The 13922-nt window shown below is 65.2% G+C and carries 13 protein-coding genes; 8 read left to right on the top strand and 5 right to left on the bottom strand.

Features of this window, described 5'->3' with window-relative positions; all coding sequences use genetic code 11:
- Positions 1–124 precede the first annotated feature (124 nt).
- Both AC07PF_RS01200 and AC07PF_RS01195 read left to right on the top strand, forming a co-directional pair.
- On the top strand, positions 125–988 hold the full coding sequence (locus AC07PF_RS01200; RefSeq protein ID WP_007855811.1) for a lysophospholipid acyltransferase family protein: 864 nt from the start codon (positions 125–127) through the stop codon (positions 986–988).
- Positions 985–1851 carry a lysophospholipid acyltransferase family protein gene (locus tag AC07PF_RS01195; RefSeq protein ID WP_007855810.1) on the top strand — a complete coding sequence of 289 codons (867 nt, stop codon included), beginning with the start codon at positions 985–987 and terminating at the stop codon, positions 1849–1851. The genes AC07PF_RS01200 and AC07PF_RS01195 overlap by 4 nt, the downstream gene beginning before the upstream one ends.
- Here the strand turns inward: AC07PF_RS01195 and AC07PF_RS01190 are convergent.
- On the bottom strand, positions 1845–2765 hold the full coding sequence (locus AC07PF_RS01190; RefSeq protein WP_494610995.1) for an alpha/beta fold hydrolase: 921 nt from the start codon (positions 2763–2765) through the stop codon (positions 1845–1847). The genes AC07PF_RS01195 and AC07PF_RS01190 overlap by 7 nt on opposite strands.
- A 56-nt stretch (positions 2766–2821) precedes the next feature.
- Positions 2822–3571 carry a ribosome biogenesis GTP-binding protein YihA/YsxC gene (gene yihA / locus AC07PF_RS01185; protein WP_494610581.1) on the bottom strand — a complete coding sequence of 250 codons (750 nt, stop codon included), beginning with the start codon at positions 3569–3571 and terminating at the stop codon, positions 2822–2824.
- Positions 3572–3647: 76 nt separating this feature from the next.
- Here yihA and AC07PF_RS01180 point away from each other — a divergent pair, with 76 nt between their 5' ends.
- From AC07PF_RS01180 to msrQ, 5 genes are all read left to right on the top strand, one after another.
- Positions 3648–4292, top strand: coding sequence for a c-type cytochrome (locus AC07PF_RS01180; protein ID WP_035203946.1), 645 nt, complete (start codon positions 3648–3650; stop codon positions 4290–4292).
- A gap of 155 nt (positions 4293–4447) precedes the next feature.
- A complete protein-coding gene (locus AC07PF_RS01175) occupies positions 4448–6601 on the top strand; it encodes a cytochrome c biogenesis protein ResB (protein ID WP_494610580.1) in 2154 nt (717 codons plus the stop codon).
- Positions 6598–7938, top strand: a complete 1341-nt coding sequence (ccsB, locus tag AC07PF_RS01170; RefSeq protein WP_494610579.1) for a c-type cytochrome biogenesis protein CcsB — start codon at positions 6598–6600, stop codon at positions 7936–7938. The genes AC07PF_RS01175 and ccsB overlap by 4 nt, the downstream gene beginning before the upstream one ends.
- A gap of 142 nt (positions 7939–8080) precedes the next feature.
- The gene (msrP, locus tag AC07PF_RS01165; protein WP_494610578.1) at positions 8081–9085 is read left to right on the top strand and encodes a protein-methionine-sulfoxide reductase catalytic subunit MsrP; all 1005 of its coding nucleotides are present in this window, start codon (positions 8081–8083) and stop codon (positions 9083–9085) included.
- Positions 9086–9119: 34 nt separating this feature from the next.
- Complete coding sequence (gene msrQ / locus AC07PF_RS01160) at positions 9120–9755, top strand: protein-methionine-sulfoxide reductase heme-binding subunit MsrQ (protein ID WP_494610577.1); 636 nt, start codon at positions 9120–9122, stop codon at positions 9753–9755.
- 9 nt (positions 9756–9764) lie between these two features.
- Here the strand turns inward: msrQ and AC07PF_RS01155 are convergent, their stop codons facing one another.
- Together AC07PF_RS01155 and lptM are read right to left on the bottom strand one after the other, a co-directional pair.
- The gene (locus tag AC07PF_RS01155) at positions 9765–10589 is read right to left on the bottom strand and encodes an oxygen-binding di-iron domain-containing protein (protein WP_494610576.1); all 825 of its coding nucleotides are present in this window, start codon (positions 10587–10589) and stop codon (positions 9765–9767) included.
- 118 nt (positions 10590–10707) lie between these two features.
- On the bottom strand, positions 10708–10917 hold the full coding sequence (lptM, locus tag AC07PF_RS01150) for an LPS translocon maturation chaperone LptM (RefSeq protein WP_081497335.1): 210 nt from the start codon (positions 10915–10917) through the stop codon (positions 10708–10710).
- Positions 10918–10929: 12 nt separating this feature from the next.
- On the opposite strand from lptM, the gene cyaY reads away from it, so the two are divergent.
- Complete coding sequence (cyaY, locus tag AC07PF_RS01145) at positions 10930–11259, top strand: iron donor protein CyaY (RefSeq protein ID WP_494610575.1); 330 nt, start codon at positions 10930–10932, stop codon at positions 11257–11259.
- Positions 11260–11339: 80 nt separating this feature from the next.
- Here cyaY and AC07PF_RS01140 read toward each other — a convergent pair whose 3' ends face one another.
- A complete protein-coding gene (locus AC07PF_RS01140; RefSeq protein ID WP_494610574.1) occupies positions 11340–13751 on the bottom strand; it encodes a penicillin-binding protein 1A in 2412 nt (803 codons plus the stop codon).
- Between the last annotated feature and the right edge of the window lie 171 nt (positions 13752–13922).

Raw genomic sequence — 13922 nt, 5'->3', positions numbered from 1 at the left:
ACTCCTGTGTTCCGGCATTTGGGGCGTTGCCCTCACCCCGAAGGAGCTTTGGCGAACGCTTTAGCAGATTTATTTACCGTCGCCCTGCAAGTTGCTCATTTAACTCAGCGACCCCGTCATTTTAATGCCATCTTTGTTTCGTCTCTTTTCCGTGTTCCCGCTGTGGCTGCTCCACGGCCTGGGCGCCGCCATGGGTTGGGTGGCTTTTCTGGCCTCTCCGGTCTACCGCGGGCGCTTTCGCGCCAATGCGGCGCGGGCCGGCTATCGCTTTGGCGAGGTGAGCGCTGCCGTAGGCCATGCGGGTCGCATGGTGGCCGAGCTGCCGCGTCTGTGGCTGGGGGCGCCGCTGCCGTTTCGCATCGAGGGCGGGGCCTGCGTGGAGGCCGCCTATGCCCAGGGCCGCGGCATCCTGTACCTCACGCCCCACCTGGGCTGTTTCGAGTTCTCGGCCCAGGCGGCTGCACAGCGCTGGAGTGCCGAGCATGGCCCCATCACCGTGCTCTACCGCCCCGCACGCCAGCCCTGGCTGGCCAAGGTGATGGAGACGGCCCGCAACCGGCCCGGCATGCAGGCGGTACCCACCAACCTCTCGGGCGTGCGCCAGATGATCAAGGCGCTGCGCCGTGGCGAGGCCGTGGGCCTGCTGCCCGACCAGGTGCCGCCACAGGGCCAGGGCCAGTGGAGCCCTTTCTTCGGCGAGGACGCCTACACCATGACGCTGGCCGTGCGCCTGGCCCACCAGACGGGTGCGGCGGTGGTCCTGGCGCGCTGCGAACGCCTGCCCCGGGGCCGTGGCTACGTGGTGCATTTCGAACCCCTGCCCGCCGCCCCGCTGGCGCAGGACACCGACGCAGCACTGCTGCAGATCAACCAGGCCATGGAACACCTGATACGACAATCCCCTGGCCAGTACCTGTGGGGCTACGGCCGCTACAAGCAGCCCCGCGTGGAGGCCGCTGCGCCCGCGCCCGCCGGAGGCGCCGCATGACCGGCCGCCTGGGGGTGTGGTTCATGCGCGTGCTGGCCTTGCTGCCGCTGGGGGTGCTGCGGGGCATGGGCTGGCTGATCGGCCAGGCGCTGTATCTGCTGGCGGCGCCGCGGCGCAGGGTGGCGCTGCGCAACCTGGCGCTGTGCTTTCCGGAGTTCACCGAAGCCCAGCGCCGCCAATGGGCGCGCGAGAGCTTCGTGGGCTTTTGCCAGACCTGGCTGGACCGCAGCTGGCTGTGGTTTGCACCGCGCGAGGTGGTGCTCGACCGCGTGAAGTTGACTGGCGCGCTGGACGAGCTGCTGGGCGACACGCCCACCATCATCTTCGCGCCGCATTTCTATGGCATGGACGCGGGGGGCTCGGCGCTGACCCTGCACACCGACCGTGCCTTCACCTCCATCTTCACGCCCCAGCCCGACCCGGCGGTGGACATGTGGATCCGCAACGGACGCCAGCGTTTTGGCAATGTGCGCATGCTCAACCGCGGCGATGGCGTCAAGCCCATCCTGAGCGGGCTGCGCAAGGGGGGCCTGCTGTACCTGCTGCCCGACATGGACTTCGGGCGCAACGATTCCCTGTTCGTGCCGTTCTACGGCGTGACGGCGGCCACGGTGCCATCGCTCTCGCGCTTTGCGCGGCTGGGCCGCGCCAAGGTGATCTCCATGGTCACGCGCATCACGCCCACGGGCTATGTCGCCGAGCTGTCGCCCGCCTGGCCAGGCTACCCGACGGACGACGCCGAGGCCGACACTGCGCTGATGAACCGCAACCTGCAGTCGTACATCGATGTGTCGCCCGGCCAGTACTACTGGGTGCACAAACGCTTCAAGACAAGGCCCGAAGGGGATCCCTCCATCTATTGACTGGGGGCCGGGGCCCCTCGAAGAAAGCGCCCGAGCGCAGTCATGACCCGCTCAGTTTGTTCGTGCACCACCCAGTGCGAGGCAGCCTCGATCCGGTCGATCTGCAGCTGCGGGATCCAGCCTTCCAGGCCGTCGAGCAGGCCGGGCAGCAGGGCCGGGTCCTGCATCGCCCAGACCACCAGGGTGGGGATGGAGACGGTCAGCATGCTGTCGGGCAGGCTGATGCCGGCGATGGTGTTGTCGTCGCCGCGTGGCGGGCGCAAAGGGCTGGCGCGGTAATAGTTGCAGGCCCCGGTGAGGCCCTGGCGCCACAGGGTGCGGTACTGGGCGCGCACCTCCTCGGTCAGCCAGGCGGGGGCGCGGCCTTCGGGGTCGTCGAAGAATGCGAACAGGCGCGCGAAATCGTTCTCGGCCAGCAGGGCCTCGGCATCGGGCCGGCACAGGAAGTGCATGTACTGGCTGTTGGCCTGCTGCGCCGGGTTGTGCTGCAGCTCGCGCAAAAAGGTGCCGGGGTGGGGCGAGTTGACGATGGCCAGCCGCCGCATGAGCTGCGGCTGCTGGTTGGCCAGGTTCCAGGCCACGGCGCCGCCCCAGTCGTGGGCCACCAGGCATTCGAGGGGTTGGTCAGGGCTTACGGCCGCGACCAGGGCCACGAGGTCCTGCACCAGGTACTTGGCCCGGTAGGCCTCCACCTCCCCGGGGCTGGTGGATTCGCCAAATCCGCGCAGGTACGGCGCCACGCAATGGTAGCCGCCATTTTCGGGCTGTGCGAAATGGGCCAGCATGGTGTCCCAGATGAAGGCGCCTTCGGGAAAGCCGTGCAGGAACAGCAGCACGGGCTGGCCGGCGGCGCCGCTTTCCCGGTACTGCAGGGTGGTGCCGTGGGGCAGGGTGAGGTTGCGGGTCTGGATCATGGCGCTGTTGCTATCGTTGGGGTAGCTGCCAGCGCTCATGGGACCAGCGTTGGCGCTCAATCTTCCTCGGGTTCCTGGTTGTCGGCTTCGGCGGCGCCAGGCGCAAGGGCATCGCCAGGAGTCGGCTCGGCGCCGGGCAGGGGGTGGGCCCATTGCCACAGCAGCTGGGCCACCTCGTCCACGCCCTGTTTCTTCAGGGCAGAGAACATCTTGACTTCGCCGCCGCCGGCCTGCAGTCGCGTAATCGACAGCACCTTGGCTTGCTCGGCGCGCGTGAGCTTATCGGCCTTGGTGAGCACGATGAGGAATTTCAGGCCCTCTTCGACCCGGGGGCGCACCGCTTCGAGCAGGGCTTCGTCGAGTTCGGTGAGGCCCAGGCGGGGGTCGCACAGCAGCACGATGCCCGTGAGGCCCGGGCGGCTGACCAGGTAATTGACCATCACCTGCTGCCAGCGCACCTTGTCCGAGCGCGAGACGGCGGCATAGCCGTAGCCCGGCAGATCGGCCAGCACGGCGTCCATCACGCCCTGTTTTCCCAAGGAGAACAGGTTGATGTGCTGGGTGCGGCCGGGCTTTTTGGAGGCGAATGCGAGCTGCTTTTGCTGCGTCAGCGTATTGATACAGGTGGATTTGCCTGCATTGGAACGGCCCACGAACGCAATCTCGGGCACCGTGATGGGGGGCAGGTGGTGCAGTTGCGCCGCCGTGGTCAGGAACCTGGCCGTGTGCATCCAACCCATGGCGATCTTGGCGTCGGGTGCAGGCGGAAGAGAGCCAGCAACTGGCGCGATAGGGGTGGTCGTCATGAGAAGTTGAGATGCTAGTGGGGCCTCATTGTAGAATCGCGGAGATTTTGCGCACATAAACATACAGACCCTCGATATGAAGTTGCTCGCCTCTATGCTGATGGCTGCCGTGCTGGCAGCACCTGCTTTTCCGGCTTTTTCCGCGGGCGAGACACCCGCTGCGCCAACCAAGGCGGCTGCCAAGCCTGACTTGGTCAAGGGCGAGGCCAGCTTCACGGCGGTGTGCGCGGCCTGCCATGGCGCGGACGGCAACTCTGCCATCGCCGCCAACCCCAAGCTGTCGGCACAGCATCCCGAGTACCTGGTCAAGCAGCTGCAGGAGTTCAAGTCCGGCAAGCGCAACGATCCCGTGATGAAGGGCTTTGCCATGGCCCTGTCGGACGAGGACATGAAGAACATCGCCTACTGGGTGACGGCCAAGGCGGCCAAGCCCGGCTTCGCCAAGGACAAGGCCCTGGTCTCCCTGGGCGAGCGCATCTACCGCGGCGGCATTGCCGACCGCCAGATCGCGGCCTGCGCCGGCTGCCACAGCCCCAACGGTGCCGGCATCCCGGCCCAGTACCCACGCCTGTCCGGCCAGCATGCCGACTACACGGCCACACAGCTTGTCGCCTTCCGCGACGGCAAGCGCGGCAACAGCCTGCAGATGACGCAGGTGGCCGCCAAGCTGAACGACCGCGAGATCAAGGCTGTGGCGGACTACATCGCCGGCCTGCGTTGATTCGAACGATTGACTGATCTTCATCAAGTGCGGCCCACATAGCACGGGCTGCACGGAACCAACCGCCAATAACAAACCCAAAAAGGGCGGGTCCATCGAGCCGATGGCCCCGTCCTTTTTTCTTTGCCTGCCTCGCCGCCCCTTTGCTCTCCCCCATGTCTGACAACACCCAAGGCGTTCGCGTCCAGTACGGCTCCAAGGCCCTGCGCGCCGTGATCGAGATGCTGTCCTCGATGCGGTTCGCCATCTCGCTGCTGACGGTGATCTGCATTGCCTCGGTGATCGGCACCGTGCTCAAGCAGCACGAGCCGGCGGCGAACTATGTGAACCAGTTCGGCCCGTTCTGGGCCACACTGTTCGGTGCCATCCAGCTCAATGCGGTGTACAGCGCGTGGTGGTTCCTGCTGATCCTGGCGTTCCTGGTGCTCAGCACTTCGCTGTGCATCGCACGCAACACCCCCAAGATCCTGGTGGACCTGCGCGTCTACAAGGAGAACATCCGCGAGCAGAGTCTCAAGGCCTTCCACCACAAGGCCGAGGCCGAGCTGCCCCAGGGCCCCGAGGCCGAGGCGAAACGCATCGGTACCCTGCTGGCCGGCGGCGGCTGGAAGGTGCGCCTGCAGCAGCGCGACACCCCAGCCGGTGTAGGCACCGGCTGGATGGTGGCCGCCAAGGCCGGCGCAGCCAACAAGATCGGCTACATCGCAGCGCACAGCGCCATCGTGCTGGTGTGCGTGGGGGGCCTGCTTGATGGCGACCTGATCGTGCGCGCGCAGATGCTGCTGGGTGGCAAGACGCCGTATGCCGGCGGCGGCCTGATCGCCGACGTGAAGCCCGAGCACCGGCTGTCCGAGCGCAACCCCACCTTCCGCGGCAACCTGCTGGTGGCCGAGGGCACGCAGTCGAGCATCGCATTGCTCAACCAGTCCGACGGCGTGCTGCTGCAGGAGCTGCCGTTTGCCATCGAGCTCAAGAAATTCATCGTGGAGCACTACTCCACGGGCATGCCCAAGCTGTTTGCCAGCGAAATCATCATCCACGACAAGGCCACGGGAGAGAAGACGCCGGCCCGCGTGGAGGTGAACCACCCGGCCAGCTACAAGGGTGTGGAGATCTACCAATCGAGTTTCGACGATGGAGGCTCGCACCTGAAGCTGCGTGCCGTGCCCATGGTGCCGGGCGCCAAGGCCTTCGATGTGGAGGGTGTGGTGGGGGACTCGACCCAGTTGACCAACAAGGGCGGCATGCCGGGCAGCGACACCATGACGCTGGAGTTCACAGCGCTGCGCACCATCAACGTCGAGAATTTCGGCGGTGCCGGACCCGGCGCGACGGGCGTGGATGTGCGCAAGGTGGACCTGCGCGAGGCCGTGGAGTCGCGCCTGGGCGCTGCCAACAAGACCGTGACCAAGAAGGAGTTGCGCAACGTGGGCCCGAGCGTGAGCTACAAGCTGCGCGATGCGGCGGGCCAGGCGCGCGAGTTCCACAACTACATGCTGCCCGTGGACACCGGCGACAGCGTGCCGGTGTACCTGCTGGGTGTGCGCGAAACGCCGGCAGATGCCTTCCGCTACCTGCGCATACCGACCGACGACCAGGGCGGTATGGACGGTTTCCTGCGCCTGCGCGCCGCACTGGCCGACCCGGCGGCACGCGAGCAGGCCGTGCGCAGCTATGTCGCGCAGGCCATCGACCCCTCGCGCCCCGACGTGGGTGAGCAGCTGGCGCAATCGGCCATGCGCGCGCTGGCCTTGTTTGCCGGCAATGGCACCGTCGATGGCAAGCCCACAGGCGGGCTGCAGGCGATCTCGGACTTCATGGAGTCCAACGTGCCGGAGGCCGAGCGCGGCCGGGCGGGCGAGGTGCTGATCCGCATCCTGAACGGCACCCTGTTCGAGCTGGCGCAACTCTCGCGCAAGAATGCCGGCCTGCAGCCCATGCTGCCGGACGACAAGACGCGCGGCTTCATGACGCAGGCCGTGCTGTCGCTCAGCGACGTGCAGATCTACCCGGCGGCCATTGCCTTCGAGCTCAAGGATTTCACGCAGGTGCAGGCCAGCGTGTTCCAGGTGGCCCGCGCGCCCGGCAGGAACATCGTCTACCTGGGCTGTGCCTTGCTCATTCTGGGGGTTTTTGCCATGCTCTACATTCGCGAACGCCGGATCTGGGTCTGGGTGGCGCCGCAGGGGGACAAGACGCATGCCATGATGGCACTCTCGACCAACCGCAAGACCATGGACGGAGACAACGAGTTCGTGGAACTCGCAGAAAAACTGATCGGGGCCAAGCCCCTGCAAGGCAACCCATGAACACGGCCACCCGCAACACCACGATCACCCTGAACGAGGGGTATTTCTCCCGCCGCAACTGGCTGGACTGGGCCTTTGCCGCCATCGTGGTGGCAGGCGGGCTGTTTGCTCTGCAGCGCTATGGCGGTTTCATGGATGGCTATGAGAAGGGCATCCTGCTGGGCACGATTCCTTCTGCCATTTGGCTGGGCTGGTTCTGGCGACCGCTGCGCACCTTGATGCTGGTGGTGTCCGCGGTAGCGCTGATGGCCATCGGCCTGTACCAGGTGGACGGGGCTGGCAGCCTGGCGCGCGCGGACACGGTGTTCTGGCTCAAGTACTTCCTGTCGAGCCAGTCGGCCATTCTGTGGATGAGCGTGCTGTTCTTCATGAGCACGGCGTTCTACTGGATCGGCATGTTCGCGCGCGGCGAGGGGCATGCGATGAACCTGATCGGCTCGCGCCTGGCATGGGTGGCCGTGGGCATGGCGCTGATCGGCACCCTGGTGCGCTGGTACGAGAGCTACCTGATCGGCCCGGACATTGGCCACATCCCGGTGAGCAACTTGTACGAGGTGTTCGTGCTGTTCTGCTGGATGACGGCGGCCTTCTACCTGTACTACGAAGCGCAGTACAAGACGCGCGCGCTGGGCGGCTTCGTGATGCTGGTGGTGAGCGCGGCCGTGGGCTTTCTGCTGTGGTACACGGTGGTGCGCGAGGCGCACGAGATCCAGCCCCTGGTGCCCGCACTCAAGAGCTGGTGGATGAAGCTGCATGTGCCGGCCAACTTCATCGGCTACGGCACCTTCGCGCTGTCGGCCATGGTGGCCTTTGCCTACCTGATCAAGCAGCAGGCCACGGAGACGCGCTGGTACAAGCTGGCGCCGCTGTGGCTGCTGGGCGTGGTGCTGTGCTTCGAGCCCATCGTGTTCCGCCAGGGCGCCACCGAGAATGGCGGCGGCTACTGGATGGTGTACTTCGGCATCTCGGCGCTGATCGTGGCCGGCATCCTGCTGGGGCGCAAGCGCATCGCCGAGCGCCTGCCCTCGTTCGAGATCCTGGACGATGTGATGTACAAGTCCATCGCCGTGGGCTTTGCCTTCTTCACCATTGCCACGGTGCTGGGGGCGCTGTGGGCGGCCGAGGCCTGGGGCGGCTACTGGAGCTGGGACCCGAAGGAAACCTGGGCGTTGATCGTCTGGCTCAACTACGCGGCCTGGCTGCACATGCGTCTCATGAAGGGCCTGCGCGGCACGGTGTCGGCCTGGTGGGCCCTGGTGGGCCTGGCGGTCACGACCTTTGCCTTCCTCGGGGTCAACATGTTCCTGAGCGGGCTGCACAGCTACGGCACCTTGTAGGACCTCTGCGCGACGTGGGGCTGTGGGGCCGAGTTTCTGCAAATATCGCATCCGCGGTGTAACCTGCTCCGTATCTGGAACGAACTAGGGGTGGAATGGCTCTACCCGTAGCCGAAACCACCACCGCCTGACCGGAGCCCCCATGCCCTTCCATTCCCGCAACCCGGGTTTCAACCACCCGCATTCTTCCGAGATCACGCCCTGTGCGGCTTACGAAGGGCGCCGCGACATGCTGCGCCTGATGGCCGGTGGCGCAGCGGGGGCTGCCATGGCCGCCTGGGCTGGGCGCGAGGCCCTGGCGCAGGCGGCTGCGCCCGGCCGGCCGGGCAAGCTGGCGGCGCTGGCGGGCGCCAAGTCGTCCGTGGCGGGGGCCGTGTCCATGGAAAAGCTGACTGACTACAAGGACGCCAGCACCTACAACAACTTCTACGAGTTCGGGACCGACAAAGCCGATCCGGCGCGCAATGCACACACGCTCAAGACATCTCCCTGGACGGTGGAGATCGAGGGCCTGGTGAAAAAGCCGGGCAAGTACGGCATCGAGGACCTGCTCAAGCTCAGCGCGCAGGAAGAGCGCATCTACCGCCTGCGCTGTGTGGAGGGCTGGTCGATGGTGATCCCGTGGGTGGGTTACTCGCTGGCTGAGCTCATCAAGCGCGTGGAGCCGCAGGGCAGTGCCAAGTACGTGGAGTTCGTGACGCTGGCGGACAAGGCCACCATGCCTTTCGTGGGCTCACGCGTGCTTGATTGGCCCTATGTCGAAGGTCTGCGCATGGACGAGGCCATGCACCCGCTGACCCTGTTGGCCTTTGGCATGTATGGCGAGGTGCTGCCCAACCAGAACGGCGCACCGGTGCGCCTGGTGGTGCCGTGGAAGTATGGCTTCAAGAGCGCCAAGAGCATCGTCAAGATCCGCTTCACCGACAAGGAGCCGGGCACGGCCTGGAACAAGGCGGCGCAGCAGGAGTACGGCTTCTATTCCAACGTGAATCCCAACGTGGACCATCCGCGCTGGAGCCAGGCGACCGAGCGGCGCATCGGCGAGGACGGCCTGTTCGCCAAAAAGCGCAAGACGCTGATGTTCAATGGCTACGAGGCCCAGGTCGGCCAGCTGTACGCAGGCATGGACCTCAAGAAGTTCTACTGACCGGCCGCGCACAGTGGTTCCTGTGGTCATTGCGATGCGAAAGCTGCTGCTTCATCCTCTGGCCAAGCCATTGGTATTCACGCTGTGCCTGCTGCCGCTGGCCTGGCTGGTCTATGCGGCCGTCTCCAACCAGCTTGGAGCCAACCCCGCCGAAGCCCTGATCCGCTCCACCGGGGACTGGACACTGCGTGCCCTGTGCCTGGTGCTGGCGGTGACGCCGCTGCGGGTGTTGACCTCCACCCCGCAGATGGCGCGCTTTCGGCGCATGTTGGGGCTCTTTGTCTTCTTTTACGCTCTGCTGCACCTGCTGTGCTACAGCTGGTTCGACATGGGCTTCGAGGTGGCGGACATCGCCGCGGACATTGCCAAACGGCCGTTCATCCTTGTGGGGTTTGCCGCCTTCGTGCTGCTCGTGCTGATGGCGGCCACCTCGTTCAACCGTGCCCTCCGGGCGCTGGGTGCCAAGCGCTGGCAGGCGCTGCACCGCACGGTGTATGCCGTGGCAGGTCTGGCGGTGTTGCACTTCTTCTGGATGCGTGCGGGCAAGAACGATTTTGGCGAGGTGGCGGTGTATGCGGCCATTCTCGCGATGCTGCTGGGCTGGCGCGTGTGGCAGGCCGCGCGCCGGCGGTCGGTGAAGGCCGGTACCGCTGCCGCGGCGTCGCGCTGAATTTGCGTGTCAGCCCACGGCCCGCAGGGCGGGGCGCATCTGGCGGGTGACGGGGTCGATGTGCGCAGTGGGGATCTGGTAGGCGCGGTCGTCGAAGAGGTCGATGCCGCACATGAGGTTCTCCACCCAGTCGAAGAAGTCGTTGATGGCCTGCTTGCCCAGGATGGGCGCACCGTGCTGCGGCACCAACATGGAAATGTCCAGTTGCCGCACCATGCGCACCCACAGGCGCAGGATCTTGTTGGACACCATGTAGCGGCGGTGGAAGCCCTCCATGCGCGGAATGTGCGCGGCCAGGTCGGTGACGGGAATGCTGGCTTCCGCCCCCGATGTCATTGACACCGCCAGGTCGCCTGTGAACAGGATGCGGCTCACCGGGTCGTAGAAGTGGAAGTTGCCTTCCGAGTGCAGGAAGTGGGCCGGCAGCAGCAGCAGTTCGTTGCGCCCCAGGGGCAGGTGGCCACCACTGTCGGGCACGCCGATCACGCGGTTCTCGGTCTTGCCGACCTTGGTGAAGTGGGGCGCAAAGCGCTCCCAGACGCGCGAGATCACGAGCGAGGCCTTGGTGCTGGTCATCCAGCGATCCAGCGAGGCAATGATGTCCGGGTCGGCGTGCGAGGCAATCAGGTAGGACAGCTTGTGCGGCGCAAAGTGCTTGGTCATGCCGATGAACAGCTCGTTGAACGCGAGGTTGCCGCCCGGATCGATGATGGCCCCGGTGCCGTCGTCGACGATCAGGAACTGGTTGGCCTGCACCGCCTGTCCGTCCTCCTCGATCAGGTCGGTGAACATCAGGCAGGTGTGGTTCTTGTCTCGGTACAGTTCGATGGCCATGGCAATGCTGCAGTGCAGTGAAAAACCGACTGTAGGACGGGGCATGGCCAAGCGGCTTGATGGAAATCAAGCCATGGGCAATCAGGGGTCTGGGGACACCGGGTTCCCTGAGATGGGGTCAGCGCGCGGTAGAAGCGGGTGCCTGGGGTGCTGACGTGGCCGTCGAGGGAGTGGCGCCCGGCGTGAGCGTTTCGGGCAGGGTGGCGCGTTGTGCAGCGGCGGGGCCGGAGGGCAGGTACAGCGGCCCGCGCTGGCCACAACCGGCGATGGCCGCCGCACTGGCAGCAAGGACAAGCGTCCTGACTAGAATTTGGGATGCTTTCAACATGCGCAAATTGTAATGACTGACCTTGAATTCCAGGACCACGCCGAGAAACTGCTGGCGGCTGTCGAGCGCAGTTGCGATGAACTCAATGACACGACCGACGCCGACATCGACAACCAGCGCTCGGGCGGCATGATCACGCTGAGCTTTGCGAACCGAAGCCAGATCGTCATCAACCTGCAAAAGCCGCTGCACGAGGTGTGGATGGCCGCCAAGTCCGGTGGCTACCACTACAAGTTCGATGGTTCGGTGTGGCAGGACACCAAGGGGAGCGGTGAGTTCTTTGCCCGGCTGACCGAGGACGCGTGCACACAGTCGGGGATGCCGCTGGTCTTTTCCGCCTGACACGCCGGCAGCGCTGAAAGAACGGGCAGCGAAAAAGAACAAGGGCCGCACACGGCGGCCCTTGCTTCAGACGCTGGCTATCAGTTGCGGAACAGATCGAGGATTCGGTTGCGCTCTTCCGTGGGCGGTGGCGCATGCGGTGCCACATCGGGACCGCCGGTGGTGCGCTGCTGTTCCTCCAGCCCGACGCTGGCAATGCCTGCGTTGCGTGCATATTCCTCGTAGAACCATTCTCCGCCCACATTGACCACGCCGGGAGGAACGACCGGCTCGGTCACGGGGACGCCCTTGAGCGCGCGCTCCATGAAGCTGATCCACACCGGCAGGCTCAGGCCGCCACCGGTTTCGCGGCTGCCCAGGTTGCGCGGCGTGTCGTAGCCGATCCAGGTCACCGCAGCGATGGTCGACTGGTAGCCCGCGAACCAGGCATCCACCGAATCATTGGTGGTGCCGGTCTTGCCACCGATGTCCGAACGCTTCAGTGTGCCCTGGGCGCGTGCGGCGGTGCCGGAGCGGGTGACTTCCTGCAGCAGGCTGTTCATCACGAAGGCATTGCGCGCGTCGATGGCGCGCGGGAGCTCGGACACTGCGGGCGGCGTGACTTCGGAGATCACGCGGCCCTTGTGGTCGGTGACCTTGGCGATCAGCCAGGGGTTCACGCGGTACCCGCCATTGGCGAACACTGCGTAGGCCGAGGCCATCTGCAGCGGGGTGACCGAGCCCGCTCCCAGCGCCATGGTCAGGTAGGCAGGGTGTTTTTCCGCATCGAAGCCGAAGCGCGACACCCATTCCTGCGCAGTCTTGGGGCCGACGGCCTGCAAGATGCGGATGGAGATCATGTTCTTGGACTTCGCCAGGCCTGTGCGCAGCGTCATGGGGCCGTCGTACTTGCCGTCGTAGTTCTTGGGCTCCCAGGGTTGGCCGCCGGTGGTGCCGGCATCGAAGAACAGCGGAGCGTCGTTGACCACCGTGGCGGGTGTGAACCCCTTCTCCAGGGCCGCCGAATAGATGAACGGCTTGAAACTGGAGCCCGGCTGGCGCCAGGCCTGCGCCGCGTGGTTGAACTTGTTTTTGTCGAAGTCGAAACCACCGACCAGGGCGCGGATGGAGCCGTTGCGCGGGTCGAGGGCCACGAAGGCGCCTTCGACCTCGGGCAGCTGGGTGATCTCCCAGGCGCCCTTGGGGGTCTTGACCACGCGGATCACGGCGCCACGGCGGATCTTGATGTTGGGCGGTGCCTTGTCGCTCAGGCCGGACTGCGCGGGCTTGAGGCCATCGCCCGAGATCTCGAGGTTGTCGCCATTGGCACGGGCGGCAACGATCTTGCGGGGGCCGGCTTCAAGCACTACGGCCGCCATCACGTCGCCGTTGTCGGGGTGGTTGGCCAGAGCATCGTCGACGGCGTCTTCGACTTCCTGGGCGGCCGTGGGCAGCACCACGAACTTTTCGGGGCCGCGATACTGCTGGCGGCGCTCATAGTCCATGATGCCGCGGCGCAGTGCGGTGTAGGCCGCCTCCTGCTCCCCTGCGTTCAGGGTGGTGTACACGTTCAGGCCGCGGGTGTAGGCCTCGTTGCCATACTGCGTGAAGATGAGCTGGCGCGCCATCTCGGCCACGTATTCGGCATGGATGCGCGTGTTGTCCGGGCCGCTGCGGATCTTGAGGTCTTCCTTCTTGGCGGCGGCGGCTTCCTGAGCGGTGATGAAGCCGTTCTCTTCCATGCGCTCGATGATGTAGAGCTGGCGCGAGCGGGCCCGCTTGGGGTTGCTGATGGGGTTGTAGGCAGAAGGCGCCTTGGGCAGGCCGGCCAGCATCGCCGCCTCGGCAATCGAAATGGATTTGAGAGGCTTGCCAAAGTAAGCCTCTGCAGCCGCAGAAAATCCGTAGGCACGGTTTCCCAGGTAAATCTGGTTCATGTAAATCTCAAGGATCTGGTCCTTGGTCAGCATATGTTCCAGTTTGAATGTCAGTAATATTTCGTAAATTTTGCGAGTAAATGTTTTCTCCGAGGAGAGATAAACATTGCGCGCCACCTGCATTGTGATAGTGGAAGCCCCCTGGCTTTTGACGCGGCCGAGATTGGCCAGGCCGGCGCGGACCACGCCCTTGTAGTCCACACCGCCATGCTGGAAGAAGCGCGAGTCCTCGATGGCCAGCACGGCGTCCTTCATGACCTTGGGGATCTCCTGGATCGGGGTGAGGTTGCGCCGCTCTTCACCGAATTCACCCAACAGTGCTCCCTCGGAGGAATAGACCCGCAGAGGCAGCTTGGGGCGGTAGTCCGCCAGATCCGAGATGTCCGGCAGGTTGGGATAGGCCACCGCCAGTGCCACGGCAATGGTCAGCAGCAGGCCAAGCGCACCCGCAACCGCAAGGCCCGTGGTCCAGAGTACGAAGCGAAGCAGCCAGCGAAGCCAGGTGGGGCGGGAAGGCGCGGAAGCGGTCGTCGAAGAGTCGGTTGGCTTTTGCTGTGGAGAAGAGGGCGGCGGCATATCGCTCCGATTGGTGGAGACGCCATTATAAAAATCTCGGGCCTCTTTCAGTGGAAACGGCTCCAAGGCTCCGACCAACGGTCTCGGCGGCCGCTTTACGGTCTTGCAATTGCGCCGAGTCTGCCCAACCGATCGTGTGGTTTTGGCAACGCTCTGAACGGTTCAGATGGG

It is taken from the genome of Acidovorax sp. GW821-FHT10A04 (assembly GCF_059415825.1).
Note: the sequence above shows the minus strand (reverse complement) of the source record. Positions and strands in the feature narration are given on the sequence as shown.

Excerpts from the sequence above, each read along its gene's own strand:
- AC07PF_RS01140 (WP_494610574.1), bottom strand. The coding sequence starts at position 13,751 with ATGCCGCCGCCCTCTTCTCCACAGCAAAAGCCAACCGACTCTTCGACG.
- AC07PF_RS01155 (WP_494610576.1), bottom strand. The coding sequence starts at position 10,589 with ATGGCCATCGAACTGTACCGAGACAAGAACCACACCTGCCTGATGTTC.
- AC07PF_RS01190 (WP_494610995.1), bottom strand. The coding sequence starts at position 2,765 with ATGATCCAGACCCGCAACCTCACCCTGCCCCACGGCACCACCCTGCAG.
- msrP (WP_494610578.1), top strand. The coding sequence starts at position 8,081 with ATGCCCTTCCATTCCCGCAACCCGGGTTTCAACCACCCGCATTCTTCC.
- lptM (WP_081497335.1), bottom strand. The coding sequence starts at position 10,917 with ATGTTGAAAGCATCCCAAATTCTAGTCAGGACGCTTGTCCTTGCTGCC.
- AC07PF_RS01200 (WP_007855811.1), top strand. The coding sequence starts at position 125 with ATGCCATCTTTGTTTCGTCTCTTTTCCGTGTTCCCGCTGTGGCTGCTC.
- AC07PF_RS01195 (WP_007855810.1), top strand. The coding sequence starts at position 985 with ATGACCGGCCGCCTGGGGGTGTGGTTCATGCGCGTGCTGGCCTTGCTG.
- cyaY (WP_494610575.1), top strand. The coding sequence starts at position 10,930 with ATGACTGACCTTGAATTCCAGGACCACGCCGAGAAACTGCTGGCGGCT.
- yihA (WP_494610581.1), bottom strand. The coding sequence starts at position 3,571 with ATGACGACCACCCCTATCGCGCCAGTTGCTGGCTCTCTTCCGCCTGCA.
- AC07PF_RS01180 (WP_035203946.1), top strand. The coding sequence starts at position 3,648 with ATGAAGTTGCTCGCCTCTATGCTGATGGCTGCCGTGCTGGCAGCACCT.
- ccsB (WP_494610579.1), top strand. The coding sequence starts at position 6,598 with ATGAACACGGCCACCCGCAACACCACGATCACCCTGAACGAGGGGTAT.
- AC07PF_RS01175 (WP_494610580.1), top strand. The coding sequence starts at position 4,448 with ATGTCTGACAACACCCAAGGCGTTCGCGTCCAGTACGGCTCCAAGGCC.
- msrQ (WP_494610577.1), top strand. The coding sequence starts at position 9,120 with ATGCGAAAGCTGCTGCTTCATCCTCTGGCCAAGCCATTGGTATTCACG.